This window comes from Pseudomonas sp. AC463 (assembly GCF_979253585.1).
This window is the reverse complement of sequence record NZ_CEEDDZ010000007.1, coordinates 255778-274265: the sequence shown is the minus strand read 5'-3', so window position 1 is coordinate 274265 and position 18488 is coordinate 255778. Positions and strand designations below refer to the sequence as shown.

22 protein-coding genes and 2 pseudogenes are annotated in these 18488 nt (G+C 63.8%); 3 read left to right on the top strand and 21 right to left on the bottom strand.

Annotated elements, in window-relative coordinates:
• Positions 1–117: 117 nt before the first annotated feature.
• A complete protein-coding gene (locus AC0IYH_RS11655; RefSeq protein ID WP_116629657.1) occupies positions 118–1314 on the top strand; it encodes an MFS transporter in 1197 nt (398 codons plus the stop codon).
• Here the strand turns inward: AC0IYH_RS11655 and AC0IYH_RS11650 are convergent.
• Together AC0IYH_RS11650 and AC0IYH_RS11645 are read right to left on the bottom strand one after the other, a co-directional pair.
• The gene (locus AC0IYH_RS11650) at positions 1311–1715 is read right to left on the bottom strand and encodes a type II toxin-antitoxin system HicB family antitoxin (RefSeq protein WP_016978509.1); all 405 of its coding nucleotides are present in this window, start codon (positions 1713–1715) and stop codon (positions 1311–1313) included. The genes AC0IYH_RS11655 and AC0IYH_RS11650 overlap by 4 nt on opposite strands.
• An 11-nt stretch (positions 1716–1726) precedes the next feature.
• Positions 1727–1915 carry a type II toxin-antitoxin system HicA family toxin gene (locus tag AC0IYH_RS11645; protein WP_026136468.1) on the bottom strand — a complete coding sequence of 63 codons (189 nt, stop codon included), beginning with the start codon at positions 1913–1915 and terminating at the stop codon, positions 1727–1729.
• Between the two features lie 96 nt (positions 1916–2011).
• Here AC0IYH_RS11645 and AC0IYH_RS11640 point away from each other — a divergent pair.
• Positions 2012–2098 (top strand): annotated as a pseudogene (locus AC0IYH_RS11640) (hypothetical protein); the annotation flags it as partial.
• Between the two features lie 28 nt (positions 2099–2126).
• Positions 2127–2267: pseudogene (locus AC0IYH_RS11635) on the top strand (LysR family transcriptional regulator); the annotation flags it as partial.
• A 175-nt stretch (positions 2268–2442) separates the two neighbouring features.
• On the opposite strand, the gene phnP reads toward AC0IYH_RS11635, so the two are convergent.
• The 19 genes from phnP to AC0IYH_RS11540 form a co-directional block, all read right to left on the bottom strand.
• Positions 2443–3192, bottom strand: a complete 750-nt coding sequence (gene phnP, locus AC0IYH_RS11630) for a phosphonate metabolism protein PhnP (protein WP_471834409.1) — start codon at positions 3190–3192, stop codon at positions 2443–2445.
• Positions 3183–3755, bottom strand: coding sequence for a phosphonate metabolism protein/1,5-bisphosphokinase (PRPP-forming) PhnN (gene phnN / locus AC0IYH_RS11625; protein ID WP_116629653.1), 573 nt, complete (start codon positions 3753–3755; stop codon positions 3183–3185). Before phnN ends, phnP begins: the two co-directional genes overlap by 10 nt.
• Positions 3755–4900 carry an alpha-D-ribose 1-methylphosphonate 5-triphosphate diphosphatase gene (locus tag AC0IYH_RS11620; protein ID WP_122773085.1) on the bottom strand — a complete coding sequence of 382 codons (1146 nt, stop codon included), beginning with the start codon at positions 4898–4900 and terminating at the stop codon, positions 3755–3757. The genes phnN and AC0IYH_RS11620 overlap by 1 nt, the downstream gene beginning before the upstream one ends.
• The gene (gene phnL, locus AC0IYH_RS11615; protein ID WP_471834436.1) at positions 4890–5609 is read right to left on the bottom strand and encodes a phosphonate C-P lyase system protein PhnL; all 720 of its coding nucleotides are present in this window, start codon (positions 5607–5609) and stop codon (positions 4890–4892) included. The genes AC0IYH_RS11620 and phnL overlap by 11 nt, the downstream gene beginning before the upstream one ends.
• Complete coding sequence (gene phnK / locus AC0IYH_RS11610) at positions 5609–6418, bottom strand: phosphonate C-P lyase system protein PhnK (RefSeq protein WP_164445019.1); 810 nt, start codon at positions 6416–6418, stop codon at positions 5609–5611. The genes phnL and phnK overlap by 1 nt, the downstream gene beginning before the upstream one ends.
• Positions 6379–7227: an alpha-D-ribose 1-methylphosphonate 5-phosphate C-P-lyase PhnJ gene (locus AC0IYH_RS11605; protein ID WP_471834407.1), complete on the bottom strand. Its 849-nt coding sequence runs from the start codon at positions 7225–7227 to the stop codon at positions 6379–6381. The genes phnK and AC0IYH_RS11605 overlap by 40 nt, the downstream gene beginning before the upstream one ends.
• The gene (locus tag AC0IYH_RS11600) at positions 7220–8296 is read right to left on the bottom strand and encodes a carbon-phosphorus lyase complex subunit (RefSeq protein ID WP_471834405.1); all 1077 of its coding nucleotides are present in this window, start codon (positions 8294–8296) and stop codon (positions 7220–7222) included. Before AC0IYH_RS11600 ends, AC0IYH_RS11605 begins: the two co-directional genes overlap by 8 nt.
• Positions 8296–8886 (bottom strand): phosphonate C-P lyase system protein PhnH, encoded by a 591-nt coding sequence (phnH, locus tag AC0IYH_RS11595; protein ID WP_471834403.1) that lies wholly within the window; start codon positions 8884–8886, stop codon positions 8296–8298. The genes AC0IYH_RS11600 and phnH overlap by 1 nt, the downstream gene beginning before the upstream one ends.
• On the bottom strand, positions 8886–9323 hold the full coding sequence (gene phnG, locus AC0IYH_RS11590; RefSeq protein ID WP_122773119.1) for a phosphonate C-P lyase system protein PhnG: 438 nt from the start codon (positions 9321–9323) through the stop codon (positions 8886–8888). The genes phnH and phnG overlap by 1 nt, the downstream gene beginning before the upstream one ends.
• Before the next feature lie 3 nt (positions 9324–9326).
• Positions 9327–10031 carry a phosphonate metabolism transcriptional regulator PhnF gene (gene phnF, locus AC0IYH_RS11585; protein WP_471834401.1) on the bottom strand — a complete coding sequence of 235 codons (705 nt, stop codon included), beginning with the start codon at positions 10029–10031 and terminating at the stop codon, positions 9327–9329.
• Positions 10032–10067: 36 nt separating this feature from the next.
• Complete coding sequence (gene phnE / locus AC0IYH_RS11580) at positions 10068–10850, bottom strand: phosphonate ABC transporter, permease protein PhnE (RefSeq protein ID WP_017136208.1); 783 nt, start codon at positions 10848–10850, stop codon at positions 10068–10070.
• Between the two features lie 110 nt (positions 10851–10960).
• Positions 10961–11962: a phosphonate ABC transporter substrate-binding protein gene (phnD, locus tag AC0IYH_RS11575; RefSeq protein ID WP_471834399.1), complete on the bottom strand. Its 1002-nt coding sequence runs from the start codon at positions 11960–11962 to the stop codon at positions 10961–10963.
• 32 nt (positions 11963–11994) lie between these two features.
• Complete coding sequence (phnC, locus tag AC0IYH_RS11570) at positions 11995–12828, bottom strand: phosphonate ABC transporter ATP-binding protein (RefSeq protein WP_471834397.1); 834 nt, start codon at positions 12826–12828, stop codon at positions 11995–11997.
• A gap of 144 nt (positions 12829–12972) precedes the next feature.
• Positions 12973–13563 (bottom strand): histidine phosphatase family protein, encoded by a 591-nt coding sequence (locus AC0IYH_RS11565; RefSeq protein WP_471834396.1) that lies wholly within the window; start codon positions 13561–13563, stop codon positions 12973–12975.
• A 343-nt stretch (positions 13564–13906) separates the two neighbouring features.
• Positions 13907–14302 (bottom strand): hypothetical protein, encoded by a 396-nt coding sequence (locus tag AC0IYH_RS11560; protein WP_074844687.1) that lies wholly within the window; start codon positions 14300–14302, stop codon positions 13907–13909.
• Between the two features lie 16 nt (positions 14303–14318).
• A complete protein-coding gene (gene ccmI / locus AC0IYH_RS11555; protein ID WP_471834394.1) occupies positions 14319–15503 on the bottom strand; it encodes a c-type cytochrome biogenesis protein CcmI in 1185 nt (394 codons plus the stop codon).
• Positions 15496–15969, bottom strand: coding sequence for a cytochrome c-type biogenesis protein (locus AC0IYH_RS11550; protein ID WP_017136200.1), 474 nt, complete (start codon positions 15967–15969; stop codon positions 15496–15498). Before AC0IYH_RS11550 ends, ccmI begins: the two co-directional genes overlap by 8 nt.
• Positions 15966–16502, bottom strand: coding sequence for a DsbE family thiol:disulfide interchange protein (locus AC0IYH_RS11545; protein WP_116629642.1), 537 nt, complete (start codon positions 16500–16502; stop codon positions 15966–15968). The genes AC0IYH_RS11550 and AC0IYH_RS11545 overlap by 4 nt, the downstream gene beginning before the upstream one ends.
• Positions 16499–18487: a heme lyase CcmF/NrfE family subunit gene (locus tag AC0IYH_RS11540; protein ID WP_471834392.1), complete on the bottom strand. Its 1989-nt coding sequence runs from the start codon at positions 18485–18487 to the stop codon at positions 16499–16501. Before AC0IYH_RS11540 ends, AC0IYH_RS11545 begins: the two co-directional genes overlap by 4 nt.
• Between the last annotated feature and the right edge of the window lies 1 nt (position 18488).

The window sequence follows — 18488 nt, the reverse complement described above, 5'->3', positions numbered from 1 at the left end:
AAGTTAACGATTCACTCATCATTACCGGGCATGAGTGTTATCACTGCCAGCGGCCTACCCGGGCTACGGTGTTGTCTTTAGGCTCGCCCCACTTTCCTTCGCATTTATGAGAACACCATGAACGCTGATTCCCACGCTACAACCACCATGACCCGGAGCATGGTGATGCTGTTTGCGTTTTGCTGCGGCGCCATCGTCGCCAACATCTACTACGCGCAGCCGATCATCGAACTGATCGCGCCGGACATTGGCCTTACGCCCGCCATGGCCAGCCTGATCGTCTCCCTGACGCAAATCGGTTATGCCCTGGGCCTGTTCTTCCTGGTGCCCCTGGGTGACCTGCTGGAAAACCGCAAGCTGATGATCATTACCACCGTGGTGGCCATCGCCAGCCTACTGGGTGCAGCGTTTACCGAGCAGCCGAATTTGTTCCTGCTTGTGTCGTTGCTGATCGGATTCAGTTCCGTCTCGGTGCAAATCCTTATCCCGCTGGCCGCGCACCTGGCGCCTGCCGAATCCCGTGGCCGGGTGGTCGGCAGCATCATGGGCGGCCTGCTGCTGGGTATCCTGCTGGCACGGCCGGTGTCCAGCGTAGTCGCCGACCACTTCGGCTGGCGCGCGATGTTCATGGCGGCGGCCGCGTTGATGGCGTTTATCAGCGTGGTGCTGATGCTGACCATCCCCAAGCGCCAGCCCGACCACAGCGCCAGCTACGGCCAACTGTTGCGCTCGCTCGGCACCCTGCTGCGTGAACAGCCGCTGCTGCGCCAACGCGCGTTTTACCAAGGCTGCATGTTCGCCACGTTCAGCCTGTTCTGGACCGCCGCGCCCCTGGAACTGGCACGCAATCACGGCCTGAGCCAAAGCGAAATCGCGCTGTTTGCGCTGGTCGGCGCCCTGGGCGCGATTGCCGCACCGATCGCCGGGCGCCTGGCGGATGCCGGGCACACCCACCGCGCGTCGCTGCTGGCCATGCTGTTTGCCGCGCTGAGCTTCCTGCCGGCCTTCGTGCACCCGCTGTACAGCGTGATCGGCCTGGCAGTGACCGGCGTAGTCCTGGATTTTTGCGTGCAGATGAACATGGTCCTCGGCCAACGTGCCATCTACGCCCTCGACGCCAACAGCCGCAGCCGTTTGAACGCGCTGTACATGACCAGCATCTTCATCGGCGGCGCCTTCGGCTCGGCCATTGCCAGCAGCGTGTACGAACACGGCGGCTGGCTGGGGGTGATGCTGGTGGGCAGTGCATTCCCGCTGGTGGCGTTGTTGCGCTTTCTCAGTGCGTCACGGCAAGTTGCGATCGCAACCGCTTAAGAACGCACCAATTTCTCCAAAGCCGCATCCGCCAGAAATGACGAGCGGCTTTTGACCTTGTGCTCACGCACATAACGGTCGATGCGCTGGATCACATAACCGGGCAAGGTCACGTTGACCTTCTCGGTCTTGCCCAGATAGGGCGAGATGTCCAGCTCCAACATCCCCCAGCCCATCCCGGCGTAGTCTTCGTGAGCGTGATGATTGGCCACCGAGGTGGGCATCGGAATCGGCCCACCCTCTGCCGCAATCTCTTGCAGCATGATGTGCGCGACTTCCACCGCGGCGTTGTACGCCTCTTCAAAACTGTCCCCGGCGGTGACTGCGCCAGGGATATCGGGGATCTGAATACCGGTGGCGGTAAAGTCATCGCCCCATTCGATGCAGATTGGGTATTGCATGAATACTCTCCTTAAAACTCAAACAGCCCGGCGCGTTTCCTGATGCTTCTGACGGTGCCCAGCGGCAGGTCCTTCTTCGGGTGCGGCACCGGGATCGTGTACGGGTTATAGCGATGGGTAAAAATATGATGACTGCCCGTGACCCGATCCAACACCCAACCCGCCTCTTGCAGCTCCTTGATCAATAGCCTGCTTTGCACTCCAGCCTCCTTGGCTTGGCCCGAATAAAAGTAACCCTAGAGTTATCTTTACTCAAGCACAGAATTGCTCATCCCGACTGGCGGCTGTTTTACTGGATGTTGAAAACTCGCGCTTTATTCCTGAACCCTCGGCTCCGCCTAACCACCATGGAAACCTTCGTCCACGTCGTCGAAACCGGCTCGTTCTCGGCTGCCGCCAAGCGCCTGGGGATTGGCCAGCGGCGAGGTCAAAGCGGTGCTGACCGATTGGAAACCGCCGCCCCGGGATTTATGGGCAGGGTTCCCCACCGGGAGGATGGCGAGCGCCAAGGCGCGGGCGTTTGTGGAGTATGTGCAAGGCTTGCTGGGTTAGGCCTGATGCCTGGGGCGGACAACCCAGGGACCCCGATTTGAAATACAGGCTTGAAAACACTGCAAACCCACTGTGGGAGGGGGCTTGCCCGCGAATGCGCTGGGTCAGCCAGCCCATCTGTAGCTGATGGACCGCTATCGGGGGCAAGCACCCTCCCACAGTGGGTTTGCGCTACTTAGAGAATCCGCCCATCCCACCCCACCGTCACATGCCGTGGCAACTCGCGCCGATGCGTCAGCAACCAGGCATCCAGTGTGTGCCCCACATGGGTCAGCACACCCAGCTGCGCGCCGGTGTCCTCGATGCTTTGCAGCGCCAGGGTCAGGTCGTTGTGATTGCGTGGCGCTTGCGGCTGTGGCGGCATGGAGCAGTCCACCACCAGCACGTCCAGCGGTTCGCGTTGCAGCCAGGCCAAGGTTTCCGGCGGCAAGCCAACGGTGTCGGTGAGGTAGGCGATGCGCCGGCCCTCGCCCTCCAGCAAATACCCCAAGGTGAGTTTGGAATGCTGCAGCGGCAGCGCGGTGACGCGCAGCTCGCCGAACTGGCGCGTCTCGAACTCGGCAAACGGCTGGCTGAAATCGAGGATGCCCGGGTGCTTGTACAGGTCGGACAGCCCCTCCGAGTCCGCCGGGCCGTGCACCGGAATCACCAGGCCCTGGCCCCAGCGCAGGTGCAACAAACCCTGGGCGTGATCGGCGTGGTAGTGGGTCTGGAAAATCCCGTTGAAGCTGCGCGGCGGGAAGCGTTCGGTGAGGTCGGGCAAGCCGCTGTCGATCAACCAGCGTTGGTCGCCGCACTCGATCAACGCGCTGCACGGACGGCGGCGCAGGCTTGCATCGCTACGCGCCAACTCGCACGCGGCGCAGTCGCAGCCGTACACCGGGACTTGCCGCGCGTCACCGGTGCCAAGCAGGGTCAGGCGCATGCCGAGTGCCCGTGGTCAAGGCAGCACAGCAGGCGCTCAACGGTGTTTTCCAAGGGGCCGGAATTGTCCAGTACAAACAACCCCGCGCCATTGCCCGCAATCAGCTCGGCGGTGAAGCGTGCATTGCGCGCCAAGCGCTCTTCGATATCCGCCAGGGCCTCACGCCCCCGGGCGATCAGGCGCTGGCGCAGCACGGCTTGATCCACCGTGAGCAACAACACCAGCAGGTTCGGATAACGTTCGCGGGTGTGCGCCAGGTGCGCGCGGGAGCCGTTGACCAGCACGTCGTCCCCCGCCGCCAGCCAGTCGTCGATCTCACGCGGGATGCCATAGGACAACCCATTCGCCTGCCAACTGAGGGCAAACGCGCCCTCGGCCTGCAACGCGGCGAACTGCTCCGGGCTTACCCCTTGCGCCGCCTCACCGACGGCTTCTGCCGAGCGAGTGATAACGCGGCGCACAATGCGGCAGCCGCGCTCGGCCAACCGAGGGCGTGCGGCATCCAGCAGGCTGTCCTTGCCCGAACCCGATGGCCCGATGAGATAGATCAACCTGCCTGCCATCAAAACACCCTCTTCGCTTGCCGCCAGACTTGTTGGACTACAGGCAACCCTTCACGGCTGCGGGCTTGCACCAGGTCGGCGCGCAGGCCGACGGCAATTTCACCGCGATCAGCCAGGCCCGCCGCTTGCGCCGGGGCCAGGCTGATCATCTTGACCGCCCGCGACAGGTCGCCGCCATCCTGCTGGTCGGCCAGCACGAACGCCGCCTGCAACAGGCTGGCCGGGTAGTAGTCGCTGGAGAGTATATCCAGCAAGCCCTCGGCAGCCAGGCCGGCGGCGGCCACATTACCCGAGTGCGACCCACCGCGCACCACGTTCGGCGCACCCATCAGCACTTTCATGGCCAGCGCCTGACAGCCTTTGGCGGCCTCCAGGGTGGTGGGGAATTCGGCGATGGTCATGCCGTAACGCGCCGACTCTTCCACGTGGGCCAGGGTTGCATCGTCATGGCTGGCCACCGACAACCCGCGCGCCAGGCAATGCTCGACGATGGCCGCGCGGTAGCGGTCGCTGTACTCCCGGGAGTTGGCCATTTGCAGCACGATAAAGGCGTCCATGGTTTCGTCGTTGAGGTGGTACTTGCCCATGTAGTACTCACGGTACTTGGATTCGAGCACGAACTGGCGCTGGCCCGGCGAATGGTCCATCACCGACACCAGCCGCACCAACGGGTTTTCCACCAGGTCGCGAAACACGCTGAGGGTGTCCGGGTGGCACAGCTCGCAGCGCAGGTGCAGATGGTGCTCGGCGCGGGTCAGGCCGGCACCTTCGGCCTGGGCGATGGCATCGAGCATCGCCGGCAGCTTTTTCATGCGATTGCCCTTGGGGTTCACGTCGCCGATGGACACCGCGTCAAACACCGTGGTGATGCCCGCCGCGATGATCTGCGCGTCATGGCTGAGCACCGCCGAGGTCGACGGCCAGTCCACGCCGGGGCGCGGGGTCATGTGTTTTTCCAGGTTGTCGGTGTGCAATTCCACCAGCCCCGGCAGCAGGTAATCGCCGCTCAGGTCCTGGGCCTGGGGCAACTGGCTGCGGCCTTCGGCGAGGTCGACAATCTTGCCGTCGCGCAGCACCACCGAGCCGAGGAACACGCGTTCGGCCGTGACGATCTGGGCATTGCTGAGGATCTGTTCAGCGGGCATGTGCGTATTCCTCTGCGGCGACGGGTGCGGGGGTCATGTCGAAATGGCGGTCGGCAACCGCTTCACGGGCGGCCCGGTCGTGGAAGATGCCGATCAGCGCGGCGCCGCCGGCCTTGGCTTCGTTCATCAGTTCCAGCACCACCTGGCGGTTGTTGTCATCCAGGGACGCGGTGGGCTCGTCCAGCAGCATCACCGGCCACTCGACCATGAAGCCGCGGGCGATGTTGACGCGCTGCTGCTCGCCACCAGAGAAGGTGCCGGGCGCCAGTTGCCACAGGCGCTGGGGGATATTCAGGCGCGTCAGCAAGTGCTCGGCGCGGGACTGCGCATTGGCCCTCGACCAGCCGCGCGCCAGCGCAGGCTCCATCACCACATCCAGGCAGGCCACGCGGGGGATTACGCGCAGGAACTGGCTGACATAGCCCAGCGTTTGCTGGCGCACCCGCAGGATGTCGCGCGGCTCGGCGCCGACCAGTTCCAGCCACTCACCCGCGTGCTGCACGCGGATGCTGCCACCGGCCGGCAGGTAGTTGCCGTACAGGGTGCGCAGCAAGGTGCTTTTGCCGGCGCCGGACTGGCCGTGCAGCACCAGGCATTCGCCGGCCTGCACACTGAATTCCAAACCGCGTAGCACGTTGAGCACCACGCCGTGCTGCTGATGCAGGGTGAAGGTTTTCGAGAGGTCACGGACCTCGATCAAGGCATTCATCATGGCTGCAATACCGAAGACACCAGCAATTGAGAGTAAGGGTGCTGTGGATCGTCGAGGATCTGGTCGGTGAGCCCGGTTTCCACCACCCGCGAGCGGCGCATCACCATCAGGCGGTCGGCCAGCAGGCGCGCCACGGCCAAATCGTGGGTGACGATCACCACGGCCAGGTCCAGCTCGCGCACCAGGCCGCGCAGCAGGTCGAGCAAACGGGCCTGCACCGATACGTCGAGGCCGCCGGTGGGTTCGTCCATGAACACCAGGCGCGGGCTGGACACCAGGTTGCGGGCGATTTGCAGACGTTGCTGCATGCCGCCGGAGAAGGTGCGCGGCAAATCATCGATGCGCTGCGGGTCGATCTCCACCTGGCCCAGCCAGTCGAGACCGGCGCCGCGCAGCTGCGCATAGTTGCGCACGCCCTGGGCCATCAGGCGCTCGCCGATATTGGCGCCGGCCGACACGCCCATGCGCAGGCCGTCGCGGGGGTTCTGTTCGACAAAGCCCCATTCGGTGCGCAACAAGGTGCGGCGCTCGGCTTCGCTGGCGCTGTACAAATCCAGCCATTCACCGTCCTTGCTGCGGTAGCCGATGCTTCCCGCTTGCGGCGGCAAACGCCCGCTCAACAACGAGAGCAAGGTGGATTTGCCCGAGCCGGACTCGCCGACAATCCCCAGCACTTCGCCGGGGTACAGATCAAAACTCACACCCTGGCAGCCCTTCTCCGGGCCGTACAACAGGGACAGGTCACGCACTTGCAATAACGGCTGGCTCACTGGATGTTCTCCTTGACGCGTTGCGCGCAGTACCAGGTGTCGGAGCAGACGAAACTCTGGGTGCCGGCGTCGTCCAGAATCAGCTCATCGAGGAAGGATTCGTGGCTGCCGCAGATGGCGCAGGTGTGGTCCCACTTCTGCACTTCGAACGGGTGGTCTTCAAAGTCCAGGCTGCTGACCTGGGTGTACGGCGGCACCGCGTACAGGCGCTTTTCGCGACCGGCGCCGAACAGCATCAGCGCCGGGCTCATGTCGAGTTTGGGGTTGTCGAATTTGGGGATCGGCGATGGGTCCATCACGTAGCGCTCATCCACCATCACCGGGTAGGCGTAGCTGGTGGCGATATGGCCGAAGGTGGCGATGTCTTCGTAGAGTTTTACGTGCATCACCCCGTAATCGTTGAGGGCGTGCATGGTCCGCGTCTCGGTTTCCGACGGTTCGATAAAGCGCAAAGGCTCCGGGATCGGCACCTGGTAGACCATGATCTGCCCGGCCTGCAGCGGGGTTTCCGGGATGCGGTGGCGGGTCTGGATCACCGTGGCGTCGGGCGTGGCTTCGGTGGTGGCGACGCCGGCAGTGCGCGCGAAGAAGCGCCGGATCGACACGGCGTTGGTGGTGTCGTCCGCACCCTGGTCGATGACCTTGAGCACGTCATCGTCGCCGAGGATCGCGGCGGTCAGTTGCATACCGCCGGTGCCCCAGCCGTAGGGCAACGGCATCTCGCGGCCACCGAACGGTACCTGGTAACCGGGGATCGCCACGGCCTTGAGCAAGGCGCGGCGGATCATGCGTTTGGTCTGTTCGTCGAGGTAGGCGAAGTTGTAGGCCGGGTCGCGATCAGTCATGGCTTGGGCCCTCGGCCGGTTGGCGCAGTTTGCGGATCAGTTCCAGTTCGGACTGGAAGTCCACGTAGTGAGGCAATTTGAGGTGCGAGACAAAACCGGCAGCCTCGACGTTGTCGCAGTGGGCCAGCACAAATTCTTCGCGCTGGGCCGGCGAGACGATCTCTTCGTGGTATTCCTCGGCGCGCAGCGAGCGGTCCACCAGCGCCATGCCCATGGCCTTGCGCTCGGCATGCCCGAACGCCAGCCCGTAGCCACGGGTGAACTGCGCCAGCTCGGTGGCCGAGCCGACAAACTGGTTGACCATCTCGCACTCGGTGACTTCGATGCTGCCCAGGCAGATGGGGAAACCCAGCTCCTCGGGGTCGATCCACACCTCCACGTCGCCGATGCGAATCTCACCGGCAAACGGGTGGTTGCGCCCGTAACCGCGTTGGGTCGAGTAGCCCAGCGCCAACAGGAAACCCTCGTCGCCACGGGCCAAGGCTTGCAGGCGCTCGGCGCGGCTGGCGGGGTATTCCAGCGGGTCGCGGGTGATGTCGGCAACGCTGGCGTTGTCGTCGGTTTCGTGCTTGATCAAGCCTTCCTTGGCGAGCAAGCCGAGCACCCGCGGGCAGGCTTCGATACGCGCGTCTGCGGTAGTCTGCGGACCTGGGTATTGGCCCTCGGCCAGCAGCGAGAAATCCAGCAGGCGGTGGGTGTAGTCGAACGTTGGGCCGAGCAGCTGGCCGCCGGGCACGTCCTTGAAGGTGGCGGACAAACGCCGGCTCAAGGACATCTGTGATGTATCGATCGGCAGGCTCGGGCTGAAGCGCGGCAATGTGGTGCGGTAGGCGCGCAGCAGGAAGATCGCTTCCACCAGGTCCCCCGCCGCTTGCTTGATCGCGAGGGCGGCGAGCTCTTCATCGAACAGCGAGCCTTCGGTCATCACCCGTGCGACGGCCAACGGCAGTTGCTCGCGGATCTGCGTCACGCTCAGTTCGGGAATCGCCGTATCGCCCCGGCGTTTTTTCGCCAGCAGGCGGTGGGCATTGTCGATGGCCTGTTCGCCACCTTTGACGGCTACGTACATCAGGCGTGCTCCTGTGCAATGCGGCTGCTGCGTGGCAGGCCGATCAGGTGATGGCCGGCGGCGAACAGCACGTCCAGGCCACGGGGGAAGGCTTCGCGGCGCTGGCGCTCCTGCCAGAAAGCTTGGGGTACCGGCAGGTGCACCTGGCGCTGAGTCTTGATGCCGGGGCCATGCCATTGCAGGCTGCGACCGGCTTCCAGGTCGGTGAGCTGCACGAGCAAGGTGCAGGACTGGTCCGGGTAGCGGTCGTTGCCGTGGTCAAAGCCGCTGAGGTCGAGCAGGTCCTGTTCACCGAGCAAGGCGAACACAGCGTCTTCGCGCTTGTCCGTGAGCGGGCAGGCGCAGTGGAAGGCCAGGTTGGCGCGGATCAGCGGCGTGTCGAAGCTCGGCGCCAGCCACAGCGGCGTGTCCATATCCAGCAGGGCCAGGCACAGCGCATAGGTGGCGGGGGCCAGGCCATCCAGGCGTGGGGCGGAGGGCAAATGCTGGATCAACCCCGGCTCGGCCAAGGCCTTGAGCGCCGTGCGAAAACCGCGCTGGGCATCCAGCACCGGGTCGACGAAGGCCGGTTGCAACAGGTGAGCATTCATCAGTTTTCTCCTCGCACCAGGGTGAAGAACTCGACCTTGGTGGCCGCCGTGTCGGCTTCTTTTTGCGCGCGCCGCCGGGCCTGGGCATTGGCCAGCGCGGTGATCAAGTCGCTGAGCCAGAGGCTCGGCTGGCTGCCTTGCAGGTGGGCGTCGGCCAGGGCGGCCAGCTCGGCGTGGAGCTTGTCGCGCCCGGCCAGGTAGCTGTAGCCGGTGCGGCCATCGGCCAGGCGCACCACGCAGCGGGTCACGCTCATCTCGCCGACGTTGAAGGCGGCGCCATCACCCCCCATGCGGCCACGCACCAGGGTCATGCCGATTTCCGGGGCGCGGATCAGTTGGTATTCGGCGTCCTTCAAGGCTGCTTCGTGAGGTTGCAGTTCACTGAGTTGGGCGCGGGCTAACACGCCGATCCACTGTTGTCGCGGGGACACATTCATCATTCAAGTCACCACTTGGTACTGAAAGCGATCCGAACGGCTGGTGGACTGCGCCAGCTCCACCGGGCGGCCGTCGCGATCGCAGGAAAGGGTAAATACCGTGAGCGCCGGCAAATGCCTGGGCATCAGCAGCAGCGCGGCTTCGTCACGGTTGGGCAACCGCGCACCGATCAGGCTTTGGGTGCGGGTCAAGGGCAGCTCGCGCTCACGCAAGTACTGGCGCAGGGAGCCGCCGGTGTAGTCGGCCAGCAACGGCGCGCGGCTGGCGCAGTAGCGGTGGCGGATCAGGCTGACGGGCTGGTGGTCGAGCTTGCGCAGGGTTTGCAGTTCGATCATCGGCGCCATTTCGGCGATGCCCAGGTGCAGGGCTTCGTCGCGGCTGGCGTAGCAGTAGCGGCGCTTGAGCAGCACGGCCTCGACGCCCACGCCCTGGGCCGACAGCGACTGGCTGTAGGAGGTCTCGGCGCCCATCGAGTAAATCAGCGGGCGGTCGAGCACCTGGGTGCCCTTGCCCTGGCGGCGCAACAGGCTGCCTTCGAACACCAGCTCGTCGATGGCGCGGCGCAAGGTATGGCGGTTGACGCCAAAACGCTCGGCCATGTGCACCTCGCCGGGCAGGAAGTCGCCGGCGCTGTAGCTGCTGAGTTCACGGCGCAGGATGTCCGCGAGTTCGCGGTACACCGGCTCTTCTTGTCTAGACAACTGCATGCTTAAAAAAAGCGCCGCGCGGGCACCCCTCAGGCGTCAGATGAACTGCTTGCGCAGGCGTTGGGACAGCACGTCGATACAGCTCACCACCACGATGATCACCAGCAGCACCGCGCAGGTTTGTACGAACTGGAAGGCGCGAATGTTTTCCCAGAGGATCACGCCGATCCCGCCGGCACCGACCATGCCGACCACGGTGGCCGAGCGCACGTTGGCTTCGAAGCGGTACAGCGCGTAGCTGACCCACAGCGGCATCACTTGCGGGATTACGCCGTAGATCACTTCCTGCAAGGCACTCGCGCCGGTGGCACGTACGCCTTCTACCGGGCCTGGGTCGATGGCTTCGACGGCTTCGGCAAACAGCTTGGCGAGTACGCCGGTGGTGCTGATCCACAGGGCCAACACGCCGGCGAAAGGACCGAGGCCGACCGCGACAACAAACAGCATGGCGAACACCATTTCATTGATGGAGCGGAACGCATCCATCACCCGGCGCAGCGGTTGGTGTACCCACCAGGGGGTGATGTTGTCGGCACAGAGAATGCCCAGCGGCACCGAGCAGACAATCGCCAGCACCGTGCCCCAGAGGGCGATTTGGACGGTGACGATCATCTCCTTGAGGTAGGAGCGCCATTCGTGGAAGTCCGGCGGGAAGAAGTCGGCGGCGAAGGTGGCCATGTTTCCGGAATCGCGGTACAGCGCCAGCGGGTTCATCTCCGCGCCGTGCCAGGCCCAGGCCAGCAGGACCAGGAACAGGCCCCAGCCGAGGTATTGCGGCCAGGTGCGTTTGCCGACAGCTTCAGCGTGCAGAGTAGTCATGGATCACTCTCGGTAAATGTGGGAGGGGCTTGCCCCCGAATGGCAATGGATCAGTCACGGATGGGCTGAATGACACACCGCTATCGGGGGCAAGCCCCCTCCCACAGGGGTTAGCCGTTGGCTGCGGTTTTCTTGTCGAGCTCGGAGATGCGCTGTTGCAGCTTGGCCAGGTCGGCGTCGATGTCGGCGAGTTTCTTGGCCTTGTCGCCAGCTTCAAGCTTGGCGTCGGCACTGATGGTGGTGCGCTGCTTGAACAGTTCCAGCTGACGAATCGGCAGCAGTTGGTCGTCGTTGGAGGCGAGGAACTTGCCCAGCTGCATGTTCTTCAGCACGGCCTTCTCTTCGTCGGTATCGCCATAGTTAGCGAAGAAATCGCGGATCTTGGTCTTCTCGCTGTCGCTTAGCGCCTTGCTCCACACCATCGGGTCGGCGGGGATCAGCGGCGACTTCCAGATCACCTTGAGCTGTGCTGCCTTGTCCGGCTGGGTGACTTCAAGGCGGTCCCAGCTTTCGGTGTTGAAGGTGGCCACGTCCAACTGCCCCTTGGCCACGCTGAGTGCGTTGACTTCATGGCTGGAGTTCAGCGTGCGCTTGAAGGCGGTGGCGGCGTCCACGTGGTTCTTGGCGAACACGTAGTAGCCCGGCACCAGGTAGCCCGAGGTGGAGTTCGGATCGCCGTTGCCGAAGGTCAGGTTCTTGGCATTTTTGAGCATGTCTTCGACGTTGTTGATCGGGCTGTCCTTGCGCACGATCAGCACGCTCCAGTACCCGGCTGCGCCATTGGCGGCGGCGGTCTGGGCGAAGATCTCGCCGTTGGAGCGGTCCACCGCTTCCATCGCCGCCTTGTTGCCCAGCCACGCCACGTCGACTTTGTTGAAGCGCATGCCCTGGATCAGGCCGGCATAGTCGGAGGCGAAAGTGGCGTTGATGGTCAGGCCGGTCTTCTTGTGCATGTCATCCAGAAATGGCTGCCAAATGCTCTTGAGGTTCTGCGAAGACTCGGTGGACATGATGCCGAAATTGATGGCTTTGTCGGCGGCGTGGGCATTGCCCATTGCGACGCTGGCCAGCAACACGGCAGACAGAAACACGTGGCCGATACGGTTCAACATGGAAGGGTTTCCTGTGGGTCGTGAGTAGGGTTTCAAGCGCGCGCCAGGGCCAGCCGAGGGGTTACCAGGGTTTGGCGGGTCTGGTCGGAAAACATCAGGCTGGTGTCGACGTCGGCACCGTACAAATCATTGAGGAACTGGCTGCTCATCGCGCTGCCCTGGCCGTCGAAATGAATGCGCCCGCCCTTGAGTGCCACGGCGCGAGGGCAATAACGCATGGCGTAATCGACTTGATGCAGGGTCACCACCACCGTCTTGCCGTCGCGGCGGTTGATGTCGGCGAGGATCTCCATGACCTTGCGCGCCGACTCCGGGTCCAGCGAAGCGATGGGCTCGTCGGCGAGGATCACTTCGGCGCGCTGGGTCAAGGCCCGGGCAATCGCCACGCGCTGCTGCTGGCCGCCGGACAGGGTGGAAGCGCGCTGCGCCGCCAGGTCGGCGAGGCCGACGCGCGCCAGGGATTCGAGGGCAAAGGCCTTCTCTTCGGCATTGAACAACCCGAGGTTGCCACGCCAGCGCGGCATGCGCCCGAGGCAGCCGAGCAGCACGTTGTCGAGCACGCTCAGGCGGTTGACCAGGTTGAACTGCTGGAAGATGTAGCCGATGTCGGCACGCAACCGCCGCACTTTGCCGTTCAAACGACCACTGGCCTGTACCTCGCGGCCCAGCACCGTGACGCGGCCGCCATTGCCCTTGTCGCAACAGGCCAGGCCCGCCAAGTGGCGCAGCAAAGTGGACTTGCCGGAACCGGAAGCGCCAATCAGCGCGACCATCTCACCCGGGGCAATGGTGAGTTCGAGGTCGACCAATGCGGACTTCTTCGCAAAGGTCTTGTTCAAGTGATCGACATGGATAGCGTGAGTCATGGGCTTCTCTGTCTTGTTTGAACAGCCGGGGGATGGCTGCGGTTGAGTTCAAACGACAGTAGGCGCGGGAGGTGTCAGACCTATGACTTGCACATGACTGGAGGGGGTCGGTTGGATGAAGGTTTTGTGAAAGGTTGCGGTGGTTCAGTGAGATTCGAAGGGCGAAACAGTCGCAAGCATCCGCAGTTCAAAATCCTCGAGGACCAGCATTTCTCCATTTGAAAGCTGCCAGGTGTAAAAGTCCGAGAAGTCCCCGATGGCCAACGCCCGGATCACCTTTGCCAAAAAACCATGTGCCACCAGCAAAACCGCCTGGGTTGGATAAAGTGCCGCCAACTCGGCAAGGCCTTGGTGCACTCGCGTAACCACCTCGGCAATCGACTCGCCACCCGTGGGCCCCGCCGCCCATTGCCGCGTGATGTTCTGCGCCCAAAGCGCTGGATGCAAGGCCTTGGCTTGCGCCTGGGTCAGCCCTTCGAATACGCCGACGTCGCGTTCGCGGAAGCTGTCCATGGTCACGGGTTCAAGGTTCAGTTCACGGTTAAGAATCTGCGCGGTTTGCTGGGCGCGCAGGCGTGGGGAGACGATCATCACCTGAATGCCGGTGGGCAGCTTTTTGCTGATAGACGCCGCCTGCTCCCTGCCCCGCTCGGTCAGTTCCGGGTCGAGTGCACCGAGGTAACGGTGCTCGGCATTGGCCCAGGTTTCGCCGTGGCGGATGACGTAGAGGTGCATGAGGTCCGTCTCGAAGAAAGGAAATAGGGATAGCAACATACCGGACTTTGCCTATTCACCGCTGTTCAGACAATGCTCATTATGTCGCCCGAGCTGTACGCAGGAGGGCCTGCCCCTGCCGGGTTTCCATTCCCCGGTCGACCAACCTGCGTATGGCTCACCTTTTCCTGGCTGATTTGGGAGTGTCCCGTGGCCTGATGGCTGAGGCGATCAAAATGTGGGAGGGGGCTTGCCCCCGATGAGGGTGTGTCAGCTGATAAATCTGTAGCTGACACACTGCCATCGGGGGCAAGCCCCCTCCCACATTTGCCCCCCGGTGTTTGGAGGATTGGATTTCAAGTTGTCATTGCGCGTACTGCTTGCTCAACCCCGGCGGCACGCCCTGCACGTCGGTGTCTTCCCAGGGCCCGTTGGGGCTGATGGAGCGGCTCCAGCCGTTGCTCCAGCGGTAGTAGGTGCGCTGGCGGTAGAAGGTGTCGGGCTGGTCGTCCAGCACGTACACCTGCATTTTGCCGTCCCAGTGGCTGGCAGCGCCCGGCGGCGGGGCGAAGGTTGGCGACTTGGTTGGCAGCGGCTTCGGCGGCGGGGTCACCGGGCCGGAAGGCTTCGTGCTCGGCTGGGTCGACGGGCCCGACGGCGGGATGGTCGGGCCCGTCGGCGCCGGAGGTGGGCGGTGGACCGCACAAGCACTCAGGCCTAAAACGAGGCTGAGCAGGGTGATACGTGCAAATGCGGTCATAGGCGTTTCCTCGAAATTACTGGTCCGGACTGTCGATGGTCAGCGCCTGCGTGGCAGTGGTGCTGCTGGCCAGGGGTTGGCTGCGGCCGATCCACTCGCCGGCAGTCGGAAGACCTGCCCGGGATACGCGCGCAACCAGTTGGACTTCGGGGAAGTTCGACAGTTTCAACTGCGGCATCATCGCGTCGGCATCGCCCAGTTCGACGGTGATGGGCAAGTCGGCGACGGTCACTCGCTTGGCCGCCAACGGCGCCGGCGGGCCGCTGACGGCACGGGCGAAAATGAACACCGTGTCGGTCGGCAAGGCCTTGGCCTTGACCTCGGCGGACAGATCCACGCGCACTTTCATCACGGTTTTCTGTGCGACGCTGCCGCCACTTTCCTTGAGTTTCTCGGCGGCGCGGTCGATGCCGCCCTGCAGCGCGGCACGGGAGTTGTCTTCCGGCGGCAGTTGCGCCAGCAAGCGGTTCCAGTAGTCGATTGCGTCTTGATAACGCTGGCCTTCAAAGGCGGCGATACCGAGCAGACCGAGGCTGGTGACTTCCTTGGGGTCCAGCTTCAACGCTTCATCGGTCAGGGCCTGGACCTTCGGTGACCACTGTTTGTTGTCGGCAAAGTACTGCGCCTGGGCCCACTGCCCGAGCAATTCGGGCTGGCGGCCGGCCAGGGCCACGGTGCGTTCGAAGATGCGCGCGGCATCGGCGGAACGGTCCTGGGCCATGTAGGCGCGACCGAGGAAGTACAAGCCTTCGGCCGAGTCCGGCTGGGCGGCGGCGGCGCGTTCCAGGCGGTGGGTCATGTCTTCCATGGACGCCGGCGGCTGGGAGAATTCGCGGGTCAGTTCGACCTTGTCGCTGGCGCCGTAATGCAGGTACAGCGCAACGCCGAGCACCGGCACCAGGAATGCCGCGAGCAAGGGCAGCGGTTTGCCCAGGCGCGATTCCCGGGGCTTTTCCACGCCTTCGGTGTCGGCGAGCAATTCGCGCGCGGCTTCGGCGCGGCCGGTGTCGAGTTGCGCGGCGTTCAGTACACCTTCGTCCTGCTGCACTTGCAGCTCGGCCACGCGTTCCTGGTACAGCGCCACGTTCAACGCGGTGCGGTCCTCTTCGCGCTGGGCGCGGCGGTCGCGCAGTACAGGGATCAACAGGAAACTCAGGGCAATCAGAAGCAGCAAGCCGGCTGCGAGCCAGAAATCAATCATCAGTCTTGGTGTCCAGCAATTGGTCGAGGCGTTTACGCTCATCAGGGGACAGCGCGTCGGAACCATCGGTGGGCGCGGCGCGGCGGCGGCGCACGATCACCGCCATCACCACCACACCGGCCAACAGCAGCCCGGCGGGGCCGAACCAGAGCAGCGCGGTCTTGCCGGTGAGCGCCGGTTTGTAGCGCACGAAATCACCGTAGCGGTCGACCATGAAGTCGATGATCTGCTGGTTGTCCTTGCCCTCCCCCAGCATGCGGAAGATCTCTTTGCGCAAGTCGGCGGCAATCGGCGCGTTGGAGTCGGCGATGTCCTGGTTCTGGCACTTGGGGCAGCGCAGTTCCTTGGTCAGCTCGCGGAAACGCTCGCGGTCACCGTCCTTGGCAAACTCGTAAGTGTCGATGGCAGCATGGGCGACGCCGACCAATCCAAGCGCTAGAACAGCAGCGGCTAACAGACGCTTCATGGCTTGGCCTCATCGACCAGCGCCTGGTACTTGGCGGCCAGTTGCTCGCGCCACACCACTTCGTCGATCACGCCGACGTATTTGTCGCGAATCACGCCCTTGGCATCGATGAAGAAGGTTTCCGGGGCGCCGTACACACCGAGGTTCAAACCGAGGTTGCCGTCTTCATCGCGGATATCCAGCTGGTACGGGTTGTGGAATTCGGCCAGCCACTTCAAGGCGGCGGCGTTGTCGTCCTTGTAGTTGATCCCGTAGATCACCACACCCCGCTCGGCCAGTTTGTTCAGCACCGGGTGTTCGACGCGGCAGGAGATGCACCAGGTGCCCCACACGTTGACCAGCGCCGGTTTGCCCAGCAGGTCGGCCTGGGTCAGGGTCTTGTCGCCCTGCACCGTCGGCAGGCTAAACGCCGGAAACGGCTTGCCGATCATCGCCGACGGCAGCTCGGCCGGGTCCAGGTACAGGCCGCGATACAGGAACACCGCCATCACCAGAAAGGCCGCCAGCGGCAAGACCATCAACCAACGCTTCATACCGCCGCTCCTTGCAGGCCGAGGGCTTCACGCACGCGGCTTTTCACTTTGACTCGATAACGCCGATCCAGCGCCGCCAGCAAACCACCAAAGCCGGTGAGCAAGCCGCCGAACCAGATCCAGCGCACAAACGGCTTCACATGCACGCGCACCGCCCAGGCGCCGTCGCCCAGCGGTTCACCCAGCGCCACATAGAGGTCGCGGGTGAAACCGGCGTCGATGCCGGCTTCGGTCATCATCGAACTCTGTACGGTGTACAGGCGTTTTTCCGGGTGCAGCACGGCGATCTCTTTGCCGTTGCGGACGACGCGCACGGTGCCTTTGTCCGACGTGAAGTTCGGCCCTTCAAAGTGCTTGGCACCTTCGAAAATAAAGTGGTAGCCGGCCAGGTCCATGGACTCGCCCGGCGCCAGGCGCAGGTCGCGCTCGGCGCTGTTCTGGCTCGACAGCACCACGCCGAGGGCGCACACGGCGATGCCGATGTGGGCGATCTGCATGCCCCAGTAACTGCGGGTCAGGCTCGGCAAACCTTTGAGCAGGCCTTTGTGGCGGGTCTTGTCGAAGATGTCGCGCACGCCGGCCAGCAATACCCAGGCGGCGAGCAGGAAGGTGGCGAGCACCGCCCAGTTGAAGTCGCCGTAAGCAATGCCGGCGATCACCGCCAAGGCCACGCTGCCCAGCAGCACCGGCATCAGCATGCCGGCCAGCCATTTCACCGGGGTGTCCTTCCAGCGCACCAGCATGCCAACGGCCATGACCACCATCAACAGGCCCATCAACGGGATAAACAACGCGTTGAAGTACGGCGGGCCGACGGACAGCTTGGCGCCGCTCAGGGCATCCAGCACCAACGGGTACAGGGTGCCGAGCAGGATCATCGACGCGGCCACCACCAGCACCAGGTTATTGCCCAGCAACAGGGTTTCCCGCGACCACAGGTTGAAACCGACCTGGCTCTTGACCACCGGCGCGCGCAGCGCGAACAGCGTGAGGGAACCGCCGACCACAAACAGCAGGAAAATCAGGATGAATACGCCGCGCTCCGGGTCGGACGCGAACGCATGCACCGAAGTCAGTACGCCGGAACGCACGAGGAAAGTGCCGAGCAGGCTGAGGGAAAATGCCGCAATCGCCAATAGCACCGTCCAGCTCTTGAACACGCCACGTTTTTCGGTGACGGCCAACGAGTGAATCAACGCGGTGCCGACCAGCCAAGGCATGAACGAGGCGTTTTCCACCGGGTCCCAGAACCACCAGCCGCCCCAGCCGAGTTCGTAGTAGGCCCACCAGGAGCCCAAGGTGATGCCGATGCCGAGAAAGGCCCAGGCGACGATGGTCCACGGCCGCGACCAGCGCGCCCACGCCGCGTCCAAACGCCCGCCAAGCAAGGCGGCGATGGCAAAGGCAAAGGCCACCGAGAACCCCACGTAACCCATGTAGAGCATCGGCGGGTGCACGATCAGGCCGATGTCTTGCAGCAGCGGGTTGAGGTCGTGCCCGTCCGTAGGAATCTGCGGCAGGATGCGGCTGAACGGGTTGGAGGTCATGATCAGGAACAGCAGGAAGCCGATGCTGATCATGCCCATCACCGCCAGCACGCGGGCCAGCATCACTTGCGGCAGTTGGCGTGAGAACACCGACACCGCGAAGGTCCAGCCGCCGAGGATCAAGGCCCACAGCAGCAACGAACCTTCGTGGGCGCCCCACACGGCGCTGAACTTGTAGTACCAGGGCAAGGCGCTGTTGGAGTTATTGGCTACATAGGCGACGGAAAAATCGTCGGTCATAAAGGCGTAGGTCAGGCAGCCGAACGCGAACAGCAGGAACGCGAACTGGCCCCAGGCGGCGGGCTGCGCCAGGCTCATCCACAAGCGGTCGCCACGCCAGGCGCCGAGCAGCGGCACCACGGCCTGCACGATGGCAAAGCACAGGGCGAGGATCATCGCCAACTGGCCCAACTCGGGAATAAACAGTGCGGACGTCATC

Bases quoted from the DNA above. Each gene is read 5' to 3' on its own strand.
- AC0IYH_RS11600 (WP_471834405.1), bottom strand. From the start codon at position 8,296: ATGTACGTAGCCGTCAAAGGTGGCGAACAGGCCATCGACAATGCCCAC.
- AC0IYH_RS11605 (WP_471834407.1), bottom strand. From the start codon at position 7,227: ATGACTGATCGCGACCCGGCCTACAACTTCGCCTACCTCGACGAACAG.
- phnF (WP_471834401.1), bottom strand. From the start codon at position 10,031: ATGCAGTTGTCTAGACAAGAAGAGCCGGTGTACCGCGAACTCGCGGAC.
- phnD (WP_471834399.1), bottom strand. From the start codon at position 11,962: ATGTTGAACCGTATCGGCCACGTGTTTCTGTCTGCCGTGTTGCTGGCC.
- AC0IYH_RS11545 (WP_116629642.1), bottom strand. From the start codon at position 16,502: ATGAAGCGTTGGTTGATGGTCTTGCCGCTGGCGGCCTTTCTGGTGATG.
- phnP (WP_471834409.1), bottom strand. From the start codon at position 3,192: ATGCGCCTGACCCTGCTTGGCACCGGTGACGCGCGGCAAGTCCCGGTG.
- phnH (WP_471834403.1), bottom strand. From the start codon at position 8,886: ATGAATGCTCACCTGTTGCAACCGGCCTTCGTCGACCCGGTGCTGGAT.
- AC0IYH_RS11620 (WP_122773085.1), bottom strand. From the start codon at position 4,900: ATGCCCGCTGAACAGATCCTCAGCAATGCCCAGATCGTCACGGCCGAA.
- phnC (WP_471834397.1), bottom strand. From the start codon at position 12,828: ATGACTCACGCTATCCATGTCGATCACTTGAACAAGACCTTTGCGAAG.
- AC0IYH_RS11560 (WP_074844687.1), bottom strand. From the start codon at position 14,302: ATGACCGCATTTGCACGTATCACCCTGCTCAGCCTCGTTTTAGGCCTG.
- AC0IYH_RS11565 (WP_471834396.1), bottom strand. From the start codon at position 13,563: ATGCACCTCTACGTCATCCGCCACGGCGAAACCTGGGCCAATGCCGAG.
- phnG (WP_122773119.1), bottom strand. From the start codon at position 9,323: ATGAATGTGTCCCCGCGACAACAGTGGATCGGCGTGTTAGCCCGCGCC.
- ccmI (WP_471834394.1), bottom strand. From the start codon at position 15,503: ATGATTGATTTCTGGCTCGCAGCCGGCTTGCTGCTTCTGATTGCCCTG.
- AC0IYH_RS11540 (WP_471834392.1), bottom strand. From the start codon at position 18,487: ATGACGTCCGCACTGTTTATTCCCGAGTTGGGCCAGTTGGCGATGATC.
- phnE (WP_017136208.1), bottom strand. From the start codon at position 10,850: ATGACTACTCTGCACGCTGAAGCTGTCGGCAAACGCACCTGGCCGCAA.
- AC0IYH_RS11650 (WP_016978509.1), bottom strand. From the start codon at position 1,715: ATGCAATACCCAATCTGCATCGAATGGGGCGATGACTTTACCGCCACC.
- phnN (WP_116629653.1), bottom strand. From the start codon at position 3,755: ATGGCAGGCAGGTTGATCTATCTCATCGGGCCATCGGGTTCGGGCAAG.
- AC0IYH_RS11655 (WP_116629657.1), top strand. From the start codon at position 118: ATGAACGCTGATTCCCACGCTACAACCACCATGACCCGGAGCATGGTG.
- phnL (WP_471834436.1), bottom strand. From the start codon at position 5,609: ATGAATGCCTTGATCGAGGTCCGTGACCTCTCGAAAACCTTCACCCTG.
- AC0IYH_RS11550 (WP_017136200.1), bottom strand. From the start codon at position 15,969: ATGAAGCGTCTGTTAGCCGCTGCTGTTCTAGCGCTTGGATTGGTCGGC.